Annotated in this window: 15 protein-coding genes; 5 read left to right on the top strand and 10 right to left on the bottom strand. The window is 41.8% G+C overall.

Features of this window, described 5'->3' with window-relative positions; translation table 11 throughout:
• Nucleotides 1-137: 137 nt before the first annotated feature.
• Entirely contained in the window at nucleotides 138-551 is a 414-nt protein-coding gene (locus GC102_RS09890) for a hypothetical protein (protein WP_171689361.1), read from the top strand.
• A gap of 202 nt (nucleotides 552-753) precedes the next feature.
• Here GC102_RS09890 and GC102_RS09895 read toward each other — a convergent pair whose 3' ends face one another.
• Complete coding sequence (locus GC102_RS09895; protein ID WP_171689362.1) at nucleotides 754-1,434, bottom strand: response regulator transcription factor; 681 nt, start codon at nucleotides 1,432-1,434, stop codon at nucleotides 754-756.
• A 117-nt stretch (nucleotides 1,435-1,551) separates the two neighbouring features.
• Between GC102_RS09895 and GC102_RS09900 the strand changes: the two genes are divergently transcribed.
• Entirely contained in the window at nucleotides 1,552-1,941 is a 390-nt protein-coding gene (locus tag GC102_RS09900) for a group I truncated hemoglobin (RefSeq protein WP_171689363.1), read from the top strand.
• A 166-nt stretch (nucleotides 1,942-2,107) separates the two neighbouring features.
• Here GC102_RS09900 and GC102_RS39055 read toward each other — a convergent pair whose 3' ends face one another.
• Together GC102_RS39055 and metG are read right to left on the bottom strand one after the other, a co-directional pair.
• Nucleotides 2,108-2,209 (bottom strand): hypothetical protein, encoded by a 102-nt coding sequence (locus tag GC102_RS39055; RefSeq protein ID WP_246320836.1) that lies wholly within the window; start codon nucleotides 2,207-2,209, stop codon nucleotides 2,108-2,110.
• 206 nt (nucleotides 2,210-2,415) lie between these two features.
• On the bottom strand, nucleotides 2,416-4,065 hold the full coding sequence (gene metG, locus GC102_RS09910; RefSeq protein WP_281367645.1) for a methionine--tRNA ligase: 1,650 nt from the start codon (nucleotides 4,063-4,065) through the stop codon (nucleotides 2,416-2,418).
• 704 nt (nucleotides 4,066-4,769) lie between these two features.
• On the opposite strand from metG, the gene GC102_RS09915 reads away from it, so the two are divergent.
• Nucleotides 4,770-5,219: a MarR family winged helix-turn-helix transcriptional regulator gene (locus GC102_RS09915; protein ID WP_171689365.1), complete on the top strand. Its 450-nt coding sequence runs from the start codon at nucleotides 4,770-4,772 to the stop codon at nucleotides 5,217-5,219.
• Nucleotides 5,216-6,427, top strand: coding sequence for an MFS transporter (locus GC102_RS09920; protein WP_312883218.1), 1,212 nt, complete (start codon nucleotides 5,216-5,218; stop codon nucleotides 6,425-6,427). The genes GC102_RS09915 and GC102_RS09920 overlap by 4 nt, the downstream gene beginning before the upstream one ends.
• Before the next feature lie 161 nt (nucleotides 6,428-6,588).
• On the opposite strand, the gene GC102_RS09925 is transcribed toward GC102_RS09920, so the two are convergent.
• Nucleotides 6,589-7,527 carry a DMT family transporter gene (locus tag GC102_RS09925; protein ID WP_171689367.1) on the bottom strand — a complete coding sequence of 313 codons (939 nt, stop codon included), beginning with the start codon at nucleotides 7,525-7,527 and terminating at the stop codon, nucleotides 6,589-6,591.
• A gap of 116 nt (nucleotides 7,528-7,643) precedes the next feature.
• On the opposite strand from GC102_RS09925, the gene GC102_RS09930 reads away from it, so the two are divergent.
• Entirely contained in the window at nucleotides 7,644-9,068 is a 1,425-nt protein-coding gene (locus tag GC102_RS09930) for an aminotransferase-like domain-containing protein (protein WP_246320838.1), read from the top strand.
• 51 nt (nucleotides 9,069-9,119) lie between these two features.
• Here the strand turns inward: GC102_RS09930 and GC102_RS09935 are convergent, their stop codons facing one another.
• From GC102_RS09935 to GC102_RS09960, 6 genes are all read right to left on the bottom strand, one after another.
• Complete coding sequence (locus tag GC102_RS09935) at nucleotides 9,120-9,905, bottom strand: AraC family transcriptional regulator (protein WP_171689368.1); 786 nt, start codon at nucleotides 9,903-9,905, stop codon at nucleotides 9,120-9,122.
• Between the two features lie 140 nt (nucleotides 9,906-10,045).
• Nucleotides 10,046-10,741, bottom strand: coding sequence for a response regulator transcription factor (locus GC102_RS09940; protein ID WP_171689381.1), 696 nt, complete (start codon nucleotides 10,739-10,741; stop codon nucleotides 10,046-10,048).
• A gap of 17 nt (nucleotides 10,742-10,758) precedes the next feature.
• Complete coding sequence (locus GC102_RS09945) at nucleotides 10,759-12,186, bottom strand: sensor histidine kinase (protein ID WP_171689369.1); 1,428 nt, start codon at nucleotides 12,184-12,186, stop codon at nucleotides 10,759-10,761.
• A 12-nt stretch (nucleotides 12,187-12,198) separates the two neighbouring features.
• The gene (locus GC102_RS09950; RefSeq protein ID WP_171689370.1) at nucleotides 12,199-12,951 is read right to left on the bottom strand and encodes an ABC transporter permease; all 753 of its coding nucleotides are present in this window, start codon (nucleotides 12,949-12,951) and stop codon (nucleotides 12,199-12,201) included.
• The gene (locus GC102_RS09955; protein WP_171689371.1) at nucleotides 12,938-13,663 is read right to left on the bottom strand and encodes an ABC transporter ATP-binding protein; all 726 of its coding nucleotides are present in this window, start codon (nucleotides 13,661-13,663) and stop codon (nucleotides 12,938-12,940) included. Before GC102_RS09955 ends, GC102_RS09950 begins: the two co-directional genes overlap by 14 nt.
• A 59-nt stretch (nucleotides 13,664-13,722) precedes the next feature.
• Nucleotides 13,723-14,967, bottom strand: coding sequence for a hypothetical protein (locus tag GC102_RS09960; protein ID WP_171689372.1), 1,245 nt, complete (start codon nucleotides 14,965-14,967; stop codon nucleotides 13,723-13,725).
• Nucleotides 14,968-15,230 lie beyond the last annotated feature (263 nt).

Below are 15,230 nucleotides of genomic sequence, written 5' to 3' on the forward strand. Positions count from 1 at the left end.
CTTGTTCGCTAAGGGATGGTGAATTCCTGACTCCCTTTATACTCTGATTTCCGAGTATATTTCCCCCTTTGGAAATGGCTTATGATGATTTTGTAGCAAATAACCCCCTAGAGGGAAAAAACAGGAGGCTTTTTATAATGAAAAAGACAATCAAATTAGGTTTACTAGGTGCTGTAGCTTCTGCTATCTTGGCTTTACCAGTGGCGGCGAGTGCCCAAACTTCTTCGCCAAATGAGTTCTTGTCCACAACTCCGCAAACCACGGTGATCCGCCAGTTGCCACCCTTTTACATCCATAACTTGGGTACGGTGTATCTGCACCCAGGTGGTAGTGGTCCTGTTGAACTGAATTTGCCGACAAAATTTATGTATGATGTGCAATCCATAGAAATCACAGGTGTGTTGAGCCAATCTGTACATGTACAAATTACAAATTTCGGATCTAAAATCTTGTTCAGCGCTGACGGGGCCAAAACGACAGTAACTGTGAAAATCACGAATAGTACCGGCTTATGGGGCTATTATACAGTCATCGTTCAGCCTGTAGGTTAACCCGATGAAAAAAATAACTTTTCTGTGTTCCTTACTAGTTGCTGCTGCAGGGGTCATGCTTTCGCCATCATTTAATCCACAGCCCGATCCCCCGGGAATCACATCTGCCCCTTTTGCCTTACATGCCTTCAATCCGCAGCCCGATCCTCCAGGCTTTGTTTAAAGAAGTAAATCGGACGTTTCCAACGTCCGATTTATTTCTTTATTCCAACAACCGCAGCTGAATCGTCATTTCCAAGAGGTGTTGGCGATTGTGTTTTTTGATTCTAAGCCACTCCAAATAGGGGAACTTACCTTTGATTAGCTTGGTAATTTTGCATAATTCGTTGTTGATGGACTGTTCGTTGTAGAACAAGAGCTCCGCAATTTCGCTGCTGCTTTTGCCTTGTTGAAGATAGCGTAAAATCTCCTTTTGGAGCGGGGTTAATTTTCTTTTAAGCTCCTCTTCATAGGAAGAAGCCACCCGTCTCATTAATTTGCCGGCAGAAGAGTGATGCAGGTTTCCCTTACCTTCCGCAACGCCACGAATGGCATCTGGGATATCTCGGTAATGTGCCTTAGTAATATAATTGCTAACACGTCCGTATGCGATGGCATGAGTCATGACCTCCTCCTCGTCCAGTGAGGAGAGAACGATTATCTTCAGGTTAGGTTCTGTTGATTGTAATTCAATGGCCGCTTCAAGTCCATCATAATTGTTTCCCGTTAAATTGATATCTAGCAGCAATATATCAATAGGTATTTCTTCAATAGCTTTTAACAGTTGGTATTTATAAGCGGCAGATCCGGATATAAACAGGTCGGGCTCACGTGATAAATAATCGACGATTAGTTCACGAAATAACGGATCATCGTCGCACACGAAAACTTGAATCGGCTGCATGGTATTCTCCTTTTCTGAACATACACTCCTTGGATTCAAGATGAAATTTCACTTGCCTTAAGGTAGGAGATTTTCTTACAATGGATAAATAAGGAAATTATAACAAGGGGGCAGGCTATGGAGAACAGGAACGAACAGAACCTATCATTGTATGAGCGTCTTGGAGGAAAAAATGGTATTCAGTCGGCAGTTAAACTTTTCTATGACAAAATTAAAGATGATTCGAGAGTGTCACATTACTTCCAACATGTTGATTTTACAAAACTTATGGAGCATCAAACGATATTCCTCTCTTTTGCATCCGGTGGTCCGAATTACTACACAGGAAAAAGCTTGACGCAATCTCATGAACACCTGAATATTACTTCTGAGCATTTCGATGATGTATTAGGCCATTTGGCCGATTCTCTGATTGAATTAAGAGTAACTGGAAGGGATATTGTTCAAGTGCTTGCCTTGCTGCTCCCTCTGAGAGCTCAAATGATCAAAGATCCTAAAGAACGCTAAAGATATTCATCTTGCGATTCACTTGATCAATTTTAGCAAATATTTTCCAAATGGGATAGGGACTTTTGAACCTATCTCATTTCTCCTTCTAAGTCTGATCAAGCCGTGTGCAGGCATAATGTATTTGCACGGTCAGAATACCCGAAAATCCCAGCTGACTGAATTTTTATTTCAATATCCCTTTTACGAAATCACTCTTAACATTAGAGTATGCCAAACGATCATTGTGGAATCGAAGCGCAAGCTCCATCTTCAAATCGCCGTACATTTTAGCGTCCTCTGGATGACTTCTCAAGTAATCTCTAAAATGGATATGACGCTACGGATGTGCTCCCGACGTGTTCTATCCTGACTTCTAGGTCGCTTAATACCGGGAGTACGAAGTCTCGCAACTATTCAAACAACTGAACCCAACTAGGATCGTATTCTACAACTACTACACGGGACCCCATAGAAACCCTCCTTCTTTTCTTTTCAATGGCTTTTTAGTCGCAGGACCTCCTCTTCTATCCGGCTGACGTCAATCCTTTGGAACAATACTTCAACTTGTGTAAGTTCTCTACTAGCTGGAATCTCAACATAACCCCAGGAGGGCTCTACTAAGCCTAGAAAACCTCGAATCTTCTTACAAGAAAAGGGTACAAACGGTTCCAACAGTGTTGACAAATTCGCAATAACTTGACCACAAGTAAATAGAGTATTGCTACAAGAGTCCACATTTTCTTTTATCTGTATCCACGGTTTTTGTTCATCAAAATATTTATTACAGCTTCGAATAAAAGAAAATATGCTCTCCAACGCTTCTTTCAGCCTACCTTGTTCGATAAGGTCTCCACAATGGTAATACAGCTCTTCAATTTGTCGTTTCATTTTTAAATCTATTGCACCAAAAGGAATTTTGCCCTCATAAAATTTCTCTATAAATACCAAACTTCGATTCACAAAATTCCCGAACGCTCCAAGTAACTCCCCATTATGACTGTATATAAACTCTCTCCAGGAAAAATCTGTATCGCGATTTTCAGGTCCATTTGCAATTAAAAAATAACGCACAGAATCCGCTTCATACTTCTCTAAAATATAGGGCACCCATACTGCCCAGTTTCGACTTGTTGAAAATTTCTTTCCTTCTAAAGTAAGGAACTCGCTAGAAACGATTTGATCTGGTAGGTGTAGACCCCCTATACCAAGTAGAATAGCAGGCCATATTAACGTATGAAAAGGAATATTATCCTTACCATGGATATAGTACGATTTTACCCCCTCTTTCGTCCAAAACTTTACCCATGATTCACCACATTGATTTGCCCACTGCTTACTTGCAGAAAGGTACCCACTTACAGCCTCCACCCAGACGTAAATTTTTTTTCCTTCAAATCCTTCTAAGGGAACATCTACGCCCCAATCAAGATCCCGGGTAGCAGCTCGATCCTGCAGCCCTTCTGCCAAATAACGCTTGGTTAGCTGGGTGGCGTTCTCTCTCCAACCTTCCGCCTGATCAACAAAGGCTTCTAGCTCATGCTGAAATTTCGATAGTGCCAAGAAATAATGATCTGAAAACCGTGATGATGGCGTCCCGTTGCATACTTTACATGAACGATTATGAAGTTCCAAAGGATCCAATAATGCCGAACAGGAATCGCATTGATCACCACGTGCCGCACTTCCGCAATGAGGACAGTTCCCCTCCACATAGCGGTCTGGCAAAAAGCGTTCACAACCGTCACAATAGGTTTGTTCAACTGCTTTTTTATACAGGATACCATGATCCAGCAGTTGAACAAAAAGCTCTTGTACAACTTCGTAGTGGAATGGATTGTCCGTCCGAGTATATAGGTCATAAGAAAATCCAATTTTACGGAAACATTCTAAAAATTCATTATGGTACCGATCGGCAATTACTTTAGGGGAAACACCTTCATTGTTAGCTTGAATCGAAATAGGCGTTCCATGACAATCACTCCCTGAAACATATAGGACTTCTTCTCCCTTTAACCGAAAATAACGAGCGATTACGTCACCAGGCAGTAAGCTTGCTACTCGACCTAAATGAAGTGATCCGTTTGCATATGGCCAAGCGCCACCAATAAAGATGCTCATTTCCAATTCCTCCCTTTTGAACAAATAAGTTTTGAAAACAAAAAAAGCCCCGTCCTCAAAAAGGACGAAAGCTATAGCTCACGTGATTCCACCTAAATTTACCGATCCCTCACGGTTACCGGCCTCTACAGGTACGTCACCAAATAAGGTGATTATACCCTGGCACGTTAACGGGTGCGCCCGGTGCGGCCTACTTCCTCCCATGAGGGTTCGATGCACGGCTCTGATACCATGTTCGTCAGACGTTTCTTTACTCCTTCTCAGCTACCGGAGCTCTCTGCCCAAAGAACGGGGTCCAACTACTCTTTCTCGTCGTTGCCTTATTCGTATTCCTTTAATAACCATTATATTTATTTAATCCCAAAAAGCAATGGGTGTTTTGTTCCTCAAAAAAAAAGACCCCTTTCAGGGTCCTTTTCGACGGTGATAGGATTGATGGTACTTTTGCCTTGAACCTTACTTAGCTGGGTCTCTACCTCATCACATTCCTGTAGTGCATGACTACATTAATGAATCTGCGGCACATCTCCTCGCTTCTATATAGATTCAATAACAACTTCCCTGGTAGTTAGCTGCATAATATGCGACACAACACCTCGCTGAATCACCGTCATAAAGTAATATGTCCGTTCTCGAAAATGTTATACATCTCGGGATTCATTTTATTGACGAATTTATTTGCTAGGAATATAATTGCTATAGCAACTAATTTCGTGGGGTGAATGATTTTGGGATTGGATAACTCATTTGGATTTATTTTGAACCATGCCGGAAGACGTTTGACACAGTTATTGAACAGCCATTTTCAGCCGTATGATATGACAACAGAGCAATGGGCTGTACTCAATCGTTTAGCTGATGAAGATGGGATTACACAGAAGTTACTGGCGGTCCGAGCTGAAAAGGATCAGACTAATATCACTCGAATCCTCGATCAATTGGAGCGCAAAGGCTTTGTGGAACGACGGGCCAATGAGACGGATCGAAGATCGTTTCTTACCTTTATTACGAAGCAAGGCAAAGCTTTGAATGATGTTCTGACACCAATTGAGCAGAAGGTAATCGACTCGGTTCTTAGCTGTTTTACGGAGGAACAAACATCGATTTTGCGGGGAATGCTCATCCAATTGACCAACCAAGCCAATGCATGCATCAAGGAAGTGGAGGATTCACAGTGAATACGAATCAGAAATTGTGGAATCGTAATTTTGTTGCTGTCTGTTTCAGCAGCTTTTTTTTATTTATGACTTTTTACATCCTCGCCGTCACGCTGCCAATCTTCGTTACGGATACGCTGCATGGTGGACAACAGCAGATTGGTCTAGTCATGACCGTATTTATTATTTCAACCGTCATTTTAAGGCCTTTAACTGGTAAGTGGATGGATGAATGGAACCGGAAGAAGATCATACTTTTCTCGCTTGCGCTATTTATGATTTGTACGGCGTTGTATCCACTCGTTCATCAATATACTTTTTTACTAGGCTTAAGGTTTCTTCATGGCATAGGTTTCGGAATGGCTACAACGGCTGCAGGCGCAGTTGCCATCGAGCTTGTTCCTGATCGGCGCAAAGGTGAGGGAATTGGGTATTTCAGCCTTTTCATGAGCTTGGCTATGGTTGTTGGTCCCTTTCTAGGGCTAACCATTATGCAGACTCACAATAATAATCTTCTATTTGGTGTGTGCATTGTGTTCGCGCTTCTTGCTTTCTTGTTGGGAGTGACCATTCGTATTCCTCAAACTATCTCTAGAGTGGCCGTGAAATCAGAGTCTGGTTGGAGAAAGTTCATTGAGCCGCGGGCTTTGCCAATTTCTTTGGCCGGCAGTGTGTTGGCCTTTTCTTATGGAGCTATTACTACGTTTCTCTCCGTGTATGCCAAAACCATCGGGTTGGATTCGTATGCGAGTTATTTCTTCATGGTGTTCGCTTTGATGATTGTTATATCCAGACCCTTTACAGGAAAATGGTTTGATCGTTCAGGTCCTCATTTATTAGTATATCCTGGAGTCATCCTTTTCACATTAGGGATGATAACCCTAAGCATAGCGGCTTCCCCTATCCTATTTTTAGTAGCAGGAGGTATGCTTGGCCTTGGATTCGGGGCGATGCTTCCCAGCTTTCAGACCATCGCTATTCAAGCCGCGCCGACTCACCGCAGAGGGCTTGCGACAGGCACGTATTTCTTACTTTTCGACTCTGGATATGGGATTGGCTCCTATGTACTTGGCGCTGTCGCTTCGAGAACGAATTACCATACGATGTACTTCATAGCTGGAATGGTTGTCGCGTGCTCTGCCATTCTGTATTACGGGCTTTATCATCGAAAACAGCTTCTTCCCTCAAGCCAAGCCCAACCACAGCTAAATAATAATCTAAACAAATAAATGGCTCCTGTGAAGGATAAAAAAATGCACCCAACCTTCAAAGATGGCCGGATGCTTAGTTATTCAAATGCTTCTGGAAACCCTGCCACCATATATGGTGGTTTTTTTCTATTTGTGTCAGATGACAAGAACTTAGCCCTATCCTATCCATACCGATTTATTCAGTCTAAAACTTTAGCCTGTCTAACGGGTATTGAGTCTATTCTCTTCTTATTGATCAATTGTTTCAAGCTGTCCAGATTGGCAAAAACTGTTCCAGTGATAATTGTTATCACCCCTATTGCCGATACCCAAGTGATCGTCTCACCATAAAATAACACGCCGAATGTAAGGGCAATCGTCGGCGAAATATAGAGCCAAGTAGTCGGAAATACGGGATTCGTTTTGGCGACGAGCCAATAAAATAGACTATGCCCTACCATTGAGCCGATAACAATTAAGTATAGAAGTGACCCAATCGCCTTTGTTGTCAACATGCTCTTGATGTCCACATGTTCCGTGAATAAAGACAGAACAAGAAGCAGCAGACCTCCATAAATCATCTGAGCCGCGTTTAGCGCAATGGGCGATGCTTGTGGGAATTTCCGAATAACCCGTTTGGAATATAAGGCGCCTGAGGAATAGAAGATCTGTCCGAACAAAATAGCGACGCATCCGATTATCCACCTTATATTAGCGGTTATTGTAAGGTGTGGAAGCAATAACAATACGATTCCAACGAATCCGAGGATGCAGCCGAAAACAGATCGTGACGTTGTCTTCTGCCGCAGGACAAGTGTTTGCAGCACAAGCATCATCATTGGAGCTGTAGCAGATAAAACGGCAGCGAAACCGGATGAGACATATTGCTCGGCCCAGTACAACGTAGAGAATGTACCGAATGTCAAGCCAATTCCCGTAAGCAGCATTTCTTTGTGAATTAAAAGCGATAAGTTGGTTTTTTTCTTCCATACCATCCAAAAGAACAATATCAGACCTGCAAGGAAGAACCTTATTCCCGCGGAGAAGAAAGGCGGCGCCCAAGCGTCGACACCTACCTTTATTGCTAAAAACGTGGTACCAAAAATGAGACATACGAGCAAGTAATTGAAAATAATCATGGATGTTCCCCCTCTTGATATGTATTATACAAGGGAGGCAATAGAACAGATGCTAGGTAGCAGAACAGATTATGGGGGATTGGTATATAATAAGTGAAATAGGGAGTGAACAAGGTATGAAGAATATGCACACAACGACAAATGATACAAAACTACTATTTAGACAAACATACGATTATATCATCACCAGGATCGAGCGCGGAGAGTTAAAAGCACATGACAAGCTCCCTTCGATTAGGCTGCTCGCCCAAGAACTCCGGGTACACCGGCTAACGGTGTTTCGAGCGTATCAGTTGCTGAAACAAAACGATAAGGTCTATGTAAAGGAGAAATCGGGATATTATGTAAATCCTGACTTCACGGAACATGTTATTTCCGAGTATACGGATAGAAGCCCTATCACCTCTTCCGGCCACTTGAAAAACTCTTTATCTGAAATTCAACAGGTACCAGTTATTTATCAATTTTCCCAATCATTGATTGATCCGAATTTACTGCCGAATCTTTACCTATCTGAATATGTTAAGAAAGTATTCGACATCTATCCGAAATTAATGGGAACCTACTCCAGTGTACAAGGGGATGAAGAACTGCGTGAATTCCTTTGCCAGTACATGAAGCGCCATCATAGTATTCAACTGACAGTAAGCGATCTATTAATAACGACCGGGGGTCAGCAGGCAATTGACTTAATTTCTCGGGTATACATCAGACCAATGGATTTCATCTTGGTAGAAAGGCCAACATATAGTGCCGCGCTTGATATTTTCCGTCAACAGGGTGCACGGTTTATTCCTGTCGACATTTCCCCCGAGGGCTATGATTTGGAGAAAGTCGAAATGCTCATGAAACAGCACCGACCCCGTATTTTTTATATGAATCCTACCTTTCACAATCCTACAGGGTATACGGTTCCTCCAGACCAACGCAAGCAGCTTGTCGAACTAGCTGAACGATATCGCTGTTTATTAATAGAAGATGATGCCATACACGAGATGTATTTTGATCAGCCGCCTCCTCAACCCATTTTTTCTTACGATACAGATGGGTGGGTTGTATATCTCCGCAGCTTCAGTAAATATGTGGCACCTGGACTGCGTATTTGCGCCGTTATTGGTCGTCCATCCGTGATAAAACCACTCATTACCGCAAAATCGTTGGCTGATAACGGAACTCCTCTGGTCAACCAGAAAATCTTTCTACACTACTTCGAGTCAGAACGAATTAGACAACATTTGGAGAAGCTGCGCATCGCCCTTCAAATAAGAAAAGAAATTGTGGAGGAAGAATTATCCACTACCGGATGGAGTTGGGTCAGTCCAAAAGGAGGCTTCAATTTGTGGCTTAAGCTTCCGGAAGCAATTCCTGTAGAAGAGCTTTTGAAAGAAAGCGTTCGGCATTCGGTCTCTTTTGTTCCGGGTATGATCTGTGATCCACTCAGAGAGATGCAATCCTGGATCCGCTTAAGCTATTCATTCGTCAATGAGGGGCAATTGCGGGATGGAGTCAGGCTTCTCGCAGATATTGCTCGACGATTTTGATCCCAAAACGACGAAAAATCCTACCCCCAAGACAAAGCTTGAGGGTGGGATTCATCGTCGTGGGTACATATGTGATATATAGTCAAATGCTGTTGTTCCATATACACTTTTAAAGTGTTTATTTAAATGGGTTAAATCAACAAAACCGCATGCAGCTACTGCTGAATAAATATCTCTATTTTTTTCGATTAACTGCTTTGCAAGTTCGATTTTGCAGTTAAGAAAGTATTGGTAGGGTGAAATTCCAGTATGAGACTTGAATAATCGGATAAACTGAAATTTCGATATATGGAGCTCTTTAGAGATCTCATCAAGCTTAAGTACATGTTCTAAGTTGGCATGAAGCATATCCTTTGCTTTTCTAATTAGCGCGTTCTCTTTTTTGTCGTCTGTAGAAAGATTCGTTTGAATCAAGCTATCCGTGAGGGATATGAGCAATTCACTGCACAACGCCTCATCTTTTTCGCTTAATATGGCATGAGAAAGACTTAATATTCGTTGTTCAAGTTTACGATCATACACAATAGGAGTTGAAAAACGTACGATATCCTTTTTCTCCATAACCTCTAAAAACAATTGCGGCTCAATATATAACATCACATAATCAAGGCCTTCCTTATCATGTGCCATTCCGTCATGGGCCTGTTCTGGATTAAAAAGCATAATTCCATTTTGATAGGATAATTGTAGACTGCCATCCAAGTTATAATGTTGAATCCCACGCAATGTTACGCCTATTGCATACTCCTTGTGAGCGTGCTTTTTATACTTAAATTCAGTCATACTTGCTGATAACGCAGTAATACCTGCAGATTTTTTATAGACAAATTTGTCCATTTCAAACACCTCTGCATAAACTTACCTACATCCAGATCATGATGGCAGCATAAGCTAAAAATAAAGTCATCATTATATTATTGCAGATATAAAGCTTCTTCCGCCATGGAACTGAATGGCAAAAATCGTTCAAATATGGATCATACCATAAACCTGTATCCGGATCCCCAAACGGTTCCTATGTACTGGGGTTTAGATGGGATTTCCTCAATTTTCTCTCTGATTCTGGCAATATGAACCGTTACCGTAGAGGCGTCGCTCATCGCATCCATCCCCCAGATCCTCTCAAATAGCTCTTCCTTGCCAAATACTCGATTGGGATATTGCAAAAGAAACAGAAGCAGGTCAAATTCCTTTTGGGCCAGAACGACTTCATTTCCGTTCACAAAAACTCTTCTCGCATCTTTTTGAAGCTCAAGGCCCCTAATCTGGATCGTGCTTCCCTCATTCCCCTTCCCAAACCGCTCTTTCATCCGCTCGAACTTTTTCAAATGGGCACCAACTCGTGCTACCAGCTCACCCGAGCTGAACGGCTTTGTAATATAATCGTCCGCACCGAGGCCTAAACCGTTAATTTTATAAATTTCCTCTGCTCTTGCCGATACCAAAAGCACTGGAATATCATCCTGCTCACGTATTGTTTTCAACACTTCAAACCCATCCATATCTGGCAGCATGATATCTAATATAACAAGCTCAAATTCTTCCTCTTTCAGAGCTCTCAAACCCTCTGTGCCGCTGTTCACCATCTTAACCGAGTATCCGCTGAGCTCCAGGTAATCCTTTTGCAGATTGGCAATACTTTGGTCATCTTCAACAATCAAAATTCTTTTCATCATAACCTCCAGACATGTTAGAACTTCTTAAGAGATATCATGATCCCGGTTCCCTCTCCTACAGCGCTTTTAGCCCATATTTTCCCGTCGTGCCCTTCTACAATTTGCTTAGCTATAGCAAGACCTAGTCCACTGCCGCTTTTTCTTGAAGGGTCTACCTGATAAAATCGTTCAAATATAAAGGGAAGCTTGTCCTCGGGTATTCCTTTTCCATTGTCCCTAATTTCAATAATAGCAGATGTTCTCGTTTCCCTGAGTATAATGTCAATCTTTCCATTTGCCTTTTCTGCATACGTCATAGCATTATCAAGAATGTTTTGCACGACCCTCTTTAATCTTTCACCATCAATTAATACTTTGACAGGCTCCTTTAATTCATTTCTTAACGCTAAGGATAAATTAGCTTTTTCACACTCATATTTATGATCCGCGACGCAATCCTCGAAATAACTCGCCAAATCACTCTTCTCAAAATGGTAAGGAAGCTGGTTCAAATCGAGCTTAGAATATAAAAGGAGATCATCAATCATCGCGTTTACCAAAATGGCTTTGGATCGGGCGGTTTCTAGATACTCCTCCATTTTCTCAGGCGTCTTGGCTACCCCATCGATAATCCCTTCGATATATCCTTTAATGGAAGTCACAGGCGTCTTTAAGTCATGAGAAATACTTGAAACTAAAAACTTCCTGTTATCATCATATTTTTGCTGTAAATAGACAGACTCCTTCAACTTGATCCGCATTAACTCCAAGGTTCTGCCTAATTCCCGAATCTCACCTTCGCCTTCTTCGGAAATCTCGCCGCTTAGATCCCCTTCCCTGATTTTCATAGCGGCGTCCTTTAATCTGGAAATCGGTAAAATAATTCCGCGTGAGAACTTATACGAAATCCAAAAATTCATTAGCAAAAAAACAACCGTGAAAAAACTGACCGTAAAGATGCCAAGCAGCATATAAAAGCTTGTTTTCACCTTGATAGGCGCAAGCAGCAGCAGAATGCCCGTTTCGCCGGACGGAAGTTTATAATCCGCTCTGGTAAACATATACGTTTTGCCATCAAGCTCTATCTCATCGCGATTAGACCTGTCGCCGGACATCATTAGGCTTTTCTCGATATCAATCTTATTATAATTTTGAGTGGCGTACAAAACCTCTCTACCCACTAAAATGATGGCACTGGCACCCAAAACGTTCACTCGATCAGAGAGTTCTTGTTGATACTTCTTATCCAAGAGATGCTCGAACCCCAAGGTCAACGCTTCTCTTTTGATCTCACTGATCGCTGCCCTGACCTCGAACACTTTCTGAAACTCCTTCGTATCGGCTTCGCGGCCAAAAACTTTCGTATAAGCAGCAACAAAAATAATAACAGCCAGGATCGTCAAACCGATGGAAAGCAGCACAGCCAGCGTATTCATCGTGAAAAAACGTTTCGTTAAGTGCATGTATATTCCTTTCTATATATCCTTGCTATCAAACAAGTAATACCCCGTAGTAAATAACATGATACCACAACCTGACATGATTAATATCTGGCGGAATATTTTAAAAACATTGATCGATTCAGAAATCCAGAGGGTATACCAGTCAAACATCGACGTGATAAAAAAACTCGAATAGGATGAGAACACAATCCCCAGAAAATTAAAACCAATAAACACAAGAATGGAGAGGAAAAATACGGCTAGTCCTCCCTGAATCACATTGGATAACAGCACGACGATAAGCGCAAACACAAATACAGGAAAAAAAGTTAAGCCATATGACACAATGACCTTTACGATCCCAAGCAGGCTGGCGGACGAAGGATTAAATATAAAACCAGCCAGTAGCGAAAGAACCATGACAAACAAAAGATTCCCTGCAATAAATAGAGCTAAATTCAAAACCTTCGCACTAAAAACACCGAATCTGGAGACCGGTCTTAAAAGTGTTATTTTCATCGTATTCGATGAGGATTCACCGTTAAACATATCGATCGCTACAAAAATAGCAAACAACGGTAAAAGCGTATAAGCAATAAACGACAGAACTACAATGGGAAATTCAACACTCCCTACAACTCTTAATCCAAGGCCATGCTTTATCGTTGTTACGGCAATTTGACCAATCATTACGGCAAGAATGGACAATATCGCGGCAGCCATCATTTTTTTCTTTTTTAGCAGCTTCACGGCCTCATTCATAAATGCAGCTTTAAACCCTGCCATTCCTGTCCACCTCACTAACAAAATAGTTCTCAAGCGACGAATAATAAGACAAAATATTTTGGGTATATTCTACGTTGACCAGTTTGCCGCCGTAAATAATCCCGATTCTTGTGCACGTTAGTTCCACATCGTGAATCAAGTGGCTGGAAATAAAAAAAGTCGTGCCTTCCTGGGAAAGCTGTTTGATCAACTTCCTCATCTCCAGCATCCCCTCTACATCCAGTCCGTTTAAAGGCTCGTCCAAAATTAACAGTTTCGGTCTCGATAGAATCGCCGCCGCTATCCCCAGTCTTTGTTTCATCCCGAGCGAAAATTTTTGAGATTTCTCATTCTTATACTTCAGCATCCCCGTGATTTCAAGACATTCATCGATTCTTCGCTGATCAACTTCTGGATAGAACCTCGCAAACAGTTTCAGGTTTTCATTTGCCGTCAAATAGGGATACGATTCTGCTGTTTCAATCATACAGCCTACATGCTTCATCGCATTGACGTAGTCTTCTAAAATGCTCGCTCCGAAAATCTTCACATCGCCTCGATCCGGTTTCATAAGTCCTGTTATCATCTTCATGGCTGTCGTCTTTCCTGCGCCATTAGGTCCTAGAAAACCGAATATATCCCCTTGATCTACTTCTAAATTCAACTCGCTGATACCCCGGCCATTCTTAAATGACTTGGTTAAGTCGTTTATTTCAATCGCCTTGACTGTCAATTCATCATCTCCCTAAAAATGCTCAGGAAGCCGCATCAGCAGCCTCCTGAACATCATTTCTATTCAAATATGCGTCTAAATTCTCCATCGTAATATGGTTTCAAGCTGCTAGATTTCCACGAGTTTTTATCGATGACCTCTATGTTCATTTCAAAATAAACCTTGCCAGCAGAGTTTGGATGAATCGTTCCGTTTTTCTGTTCACCCTTCGCATCTGTGTAAGTAAAAGTTGAAGATGTCGCCGGATTGTATTCAAAGTTAAATGCATCCTTGTTTGGATACTCGCTCTCAAAACCTGGATAAACAGTTTCTGAATACTTTCCTGTCACTTTATCGCCCTCTACGCTTGTGATGACAACCGTTCTCTCGCCAATCTTCTCGAACTTACCGTCTTTGTCCATAATGATATCATTTTTATATGTTCCCACATATTTGCTGCTGAATCCGCCCGAATAACTGACCTTCTCAACCTTTGCGCTTGTTAGGTCAGGCATGGCAATCTTCGTATTGCCAACCTCTGAAAGCTTTACAATGACATTTAAGCTTAAGTCATGCTGAACACCGTTTTTATCTTTTCCTGACAGGGTAATATCACCCGTCACATTTTCCAGATAGCCTGCTTTATTTTCAACGGCCGTACCTACAACCTTTTTCACAAAAATATCGCTCTCTATTTTCGGTAAATCTCTCTCATCATGAAGCATCTGCTTGATACCAAAAGAGGAGACTGCATTCACAACGGCCGGCACCTGTGCCTCGGACAAGCTTCCCGAATACACTTTTCCGCCATCAGTCCCTTCCTCTACTTGCACATAATCTTTCAGAGAGCCAACTACAGCGTCAACAATTTTTTCTATCTCCGCTGCTCCGTTTTCTTTAAAAGGGTTACTGAATTCAGCTGGCCCTTTGCGGTTCACATCCGCCGGATATTCCGTTACGTAATAGGTATTATCCATTCCGCTTTTTCTAACTGAAAGCTTCTTGTCGGAATACGAATAACTGGAGGTGGTTTCGCCCTTTGCGGTTTTAGTCACCGTATTTTCCTCAGACAGCTGGTTTACTGTATCCATTTTCGCGAAGGTGGAAGCTTGAAGCAAGGTTTGATCATTATCTTTTAATGAATACAGCGCCTCAACCGTATAGTTTTTTAGATCCTTTTCCATCAGAGTTGCCGTGTTTTTGGCTGAATCTTTCAACCGATCATACCCGGATCCAAGCAGCGTATCGGCGAAAGCGGTAGATACAAATAGACAAGCTCCAAGCGTAAATGAAAGTACAGTCATTGATTTTTTGCTAAGTTTCATCTTTGTTCTCCTTTAAAAACAATTTGCGGGAAACGTTTCCTTACCATTTATTTTAATATACGCTTATTGAATCCATCTAAATGAATTATTAACAAAGTATTAACTCTCTTTCCTTGTTACTTTTTCCTTTCAGTGGACGAAAATAACGATAGACAGCGCGAGGGTACGCTTACAAATTCGGACTCCTCAATTGAAATTAAATATAAAAAAATTGGATAATAATCCCATGTTATTTGGTATCATGAAAACCTATGATGTGAACT

The organism is Paenibacillus germinis (assembly GCF_013141785.1).
In the GTDB taxonomy this organism is placed as follows: domain Bacteria; phylum Bacillota; class Bacilli; order Paenibacillales; family NBRC-103111; genus Paenibacillus_E; species Paenibacillus_E phytorum.

What these genes read in the sequence shown, in the direction of transcription:
- GC102_RS09890 (WP_171689361.1), top strand. Translation starts at nt 138, where the DNA reads ATGAAAAAGACAATCAAATTAGGTTTACTAGGTGCTGTAGCTTCTGCT.
- GC102_RS09895 (WP_171689362.1), bottom strand. Translation starts at nt 1,434, where the DNA reads ATGCAGCCGATTCAAGTTTTCGTGTGCGACGATGATCCGTTATTTCGT.
- GC102_RS09900 (WP_171689363.1), top strand. Translation starts at nt 1,552, where the DNA reads ATGGAGAACAGGAACGAACAGAACCTATCATTGTATGAGCGTCTTGGA.
- GC102_RS39055 (WP_246320836.1), bottom strand. Translation starts at nt 2,209, where the DNA reads ATGTACGGCGATTTGAAGATGGAGCTTGCGCTTCGATTCCACAATGAT.
- GC102_RS09925 (WP_171689367.1), bottom strand. Translation starts at nt 7,527, where the DNA reads ATGATTATTTTCAATTACTTGCTCGTATGTCTCATTTTTGGTACCACG.
- GC102_RS09930 (WP_246320838.1), top strand. Translation starts at nt 7,644, where the DNA reads ATGAAGAATATGCACACAACGACAAATGATACAAAACTACTATTTAGA.
- GC102_RS09935 (WP_171689368.1), bottom strand. Translation starts at nt 9,905, where the DNA reads ATGGACAAATTTGTCTATAAAAAATCTGCAGGTATTACTGCGTTATCA.
- GC102_RS09940 (WP_171689381.1), bottom strand. Translation starts at nt 10,741, where the DNA reads ATGAAAAGAATTTTGATTGTTGAAGATGACCAAAGTATTGCCAATCTG.
- GC102_RS09945 (WP_171689369.1), bottom strand. Translation starts at nt 12,186, where the DNA reads ATGCACTTAACGAAACGTTTTTTCACGATGAATACGCTGGCTGTGCTG.
- GC102_RS09950 (WP_171689370.1), bottom strand. Translation starts at nt 12,951, where the DNA reads ATGGCAGGGTTTAAAGCTGCATTTATGAATGAGGCCGTGAAGCTGCTA.
- GC102_RS09960 (WP_171689372.1), bottom strand. Translation starts at nt 14,967, where the DNA reads ATGAAACTTAGCAAAAAATCAATGACTGTACTTTCATTTACGCTTGGA.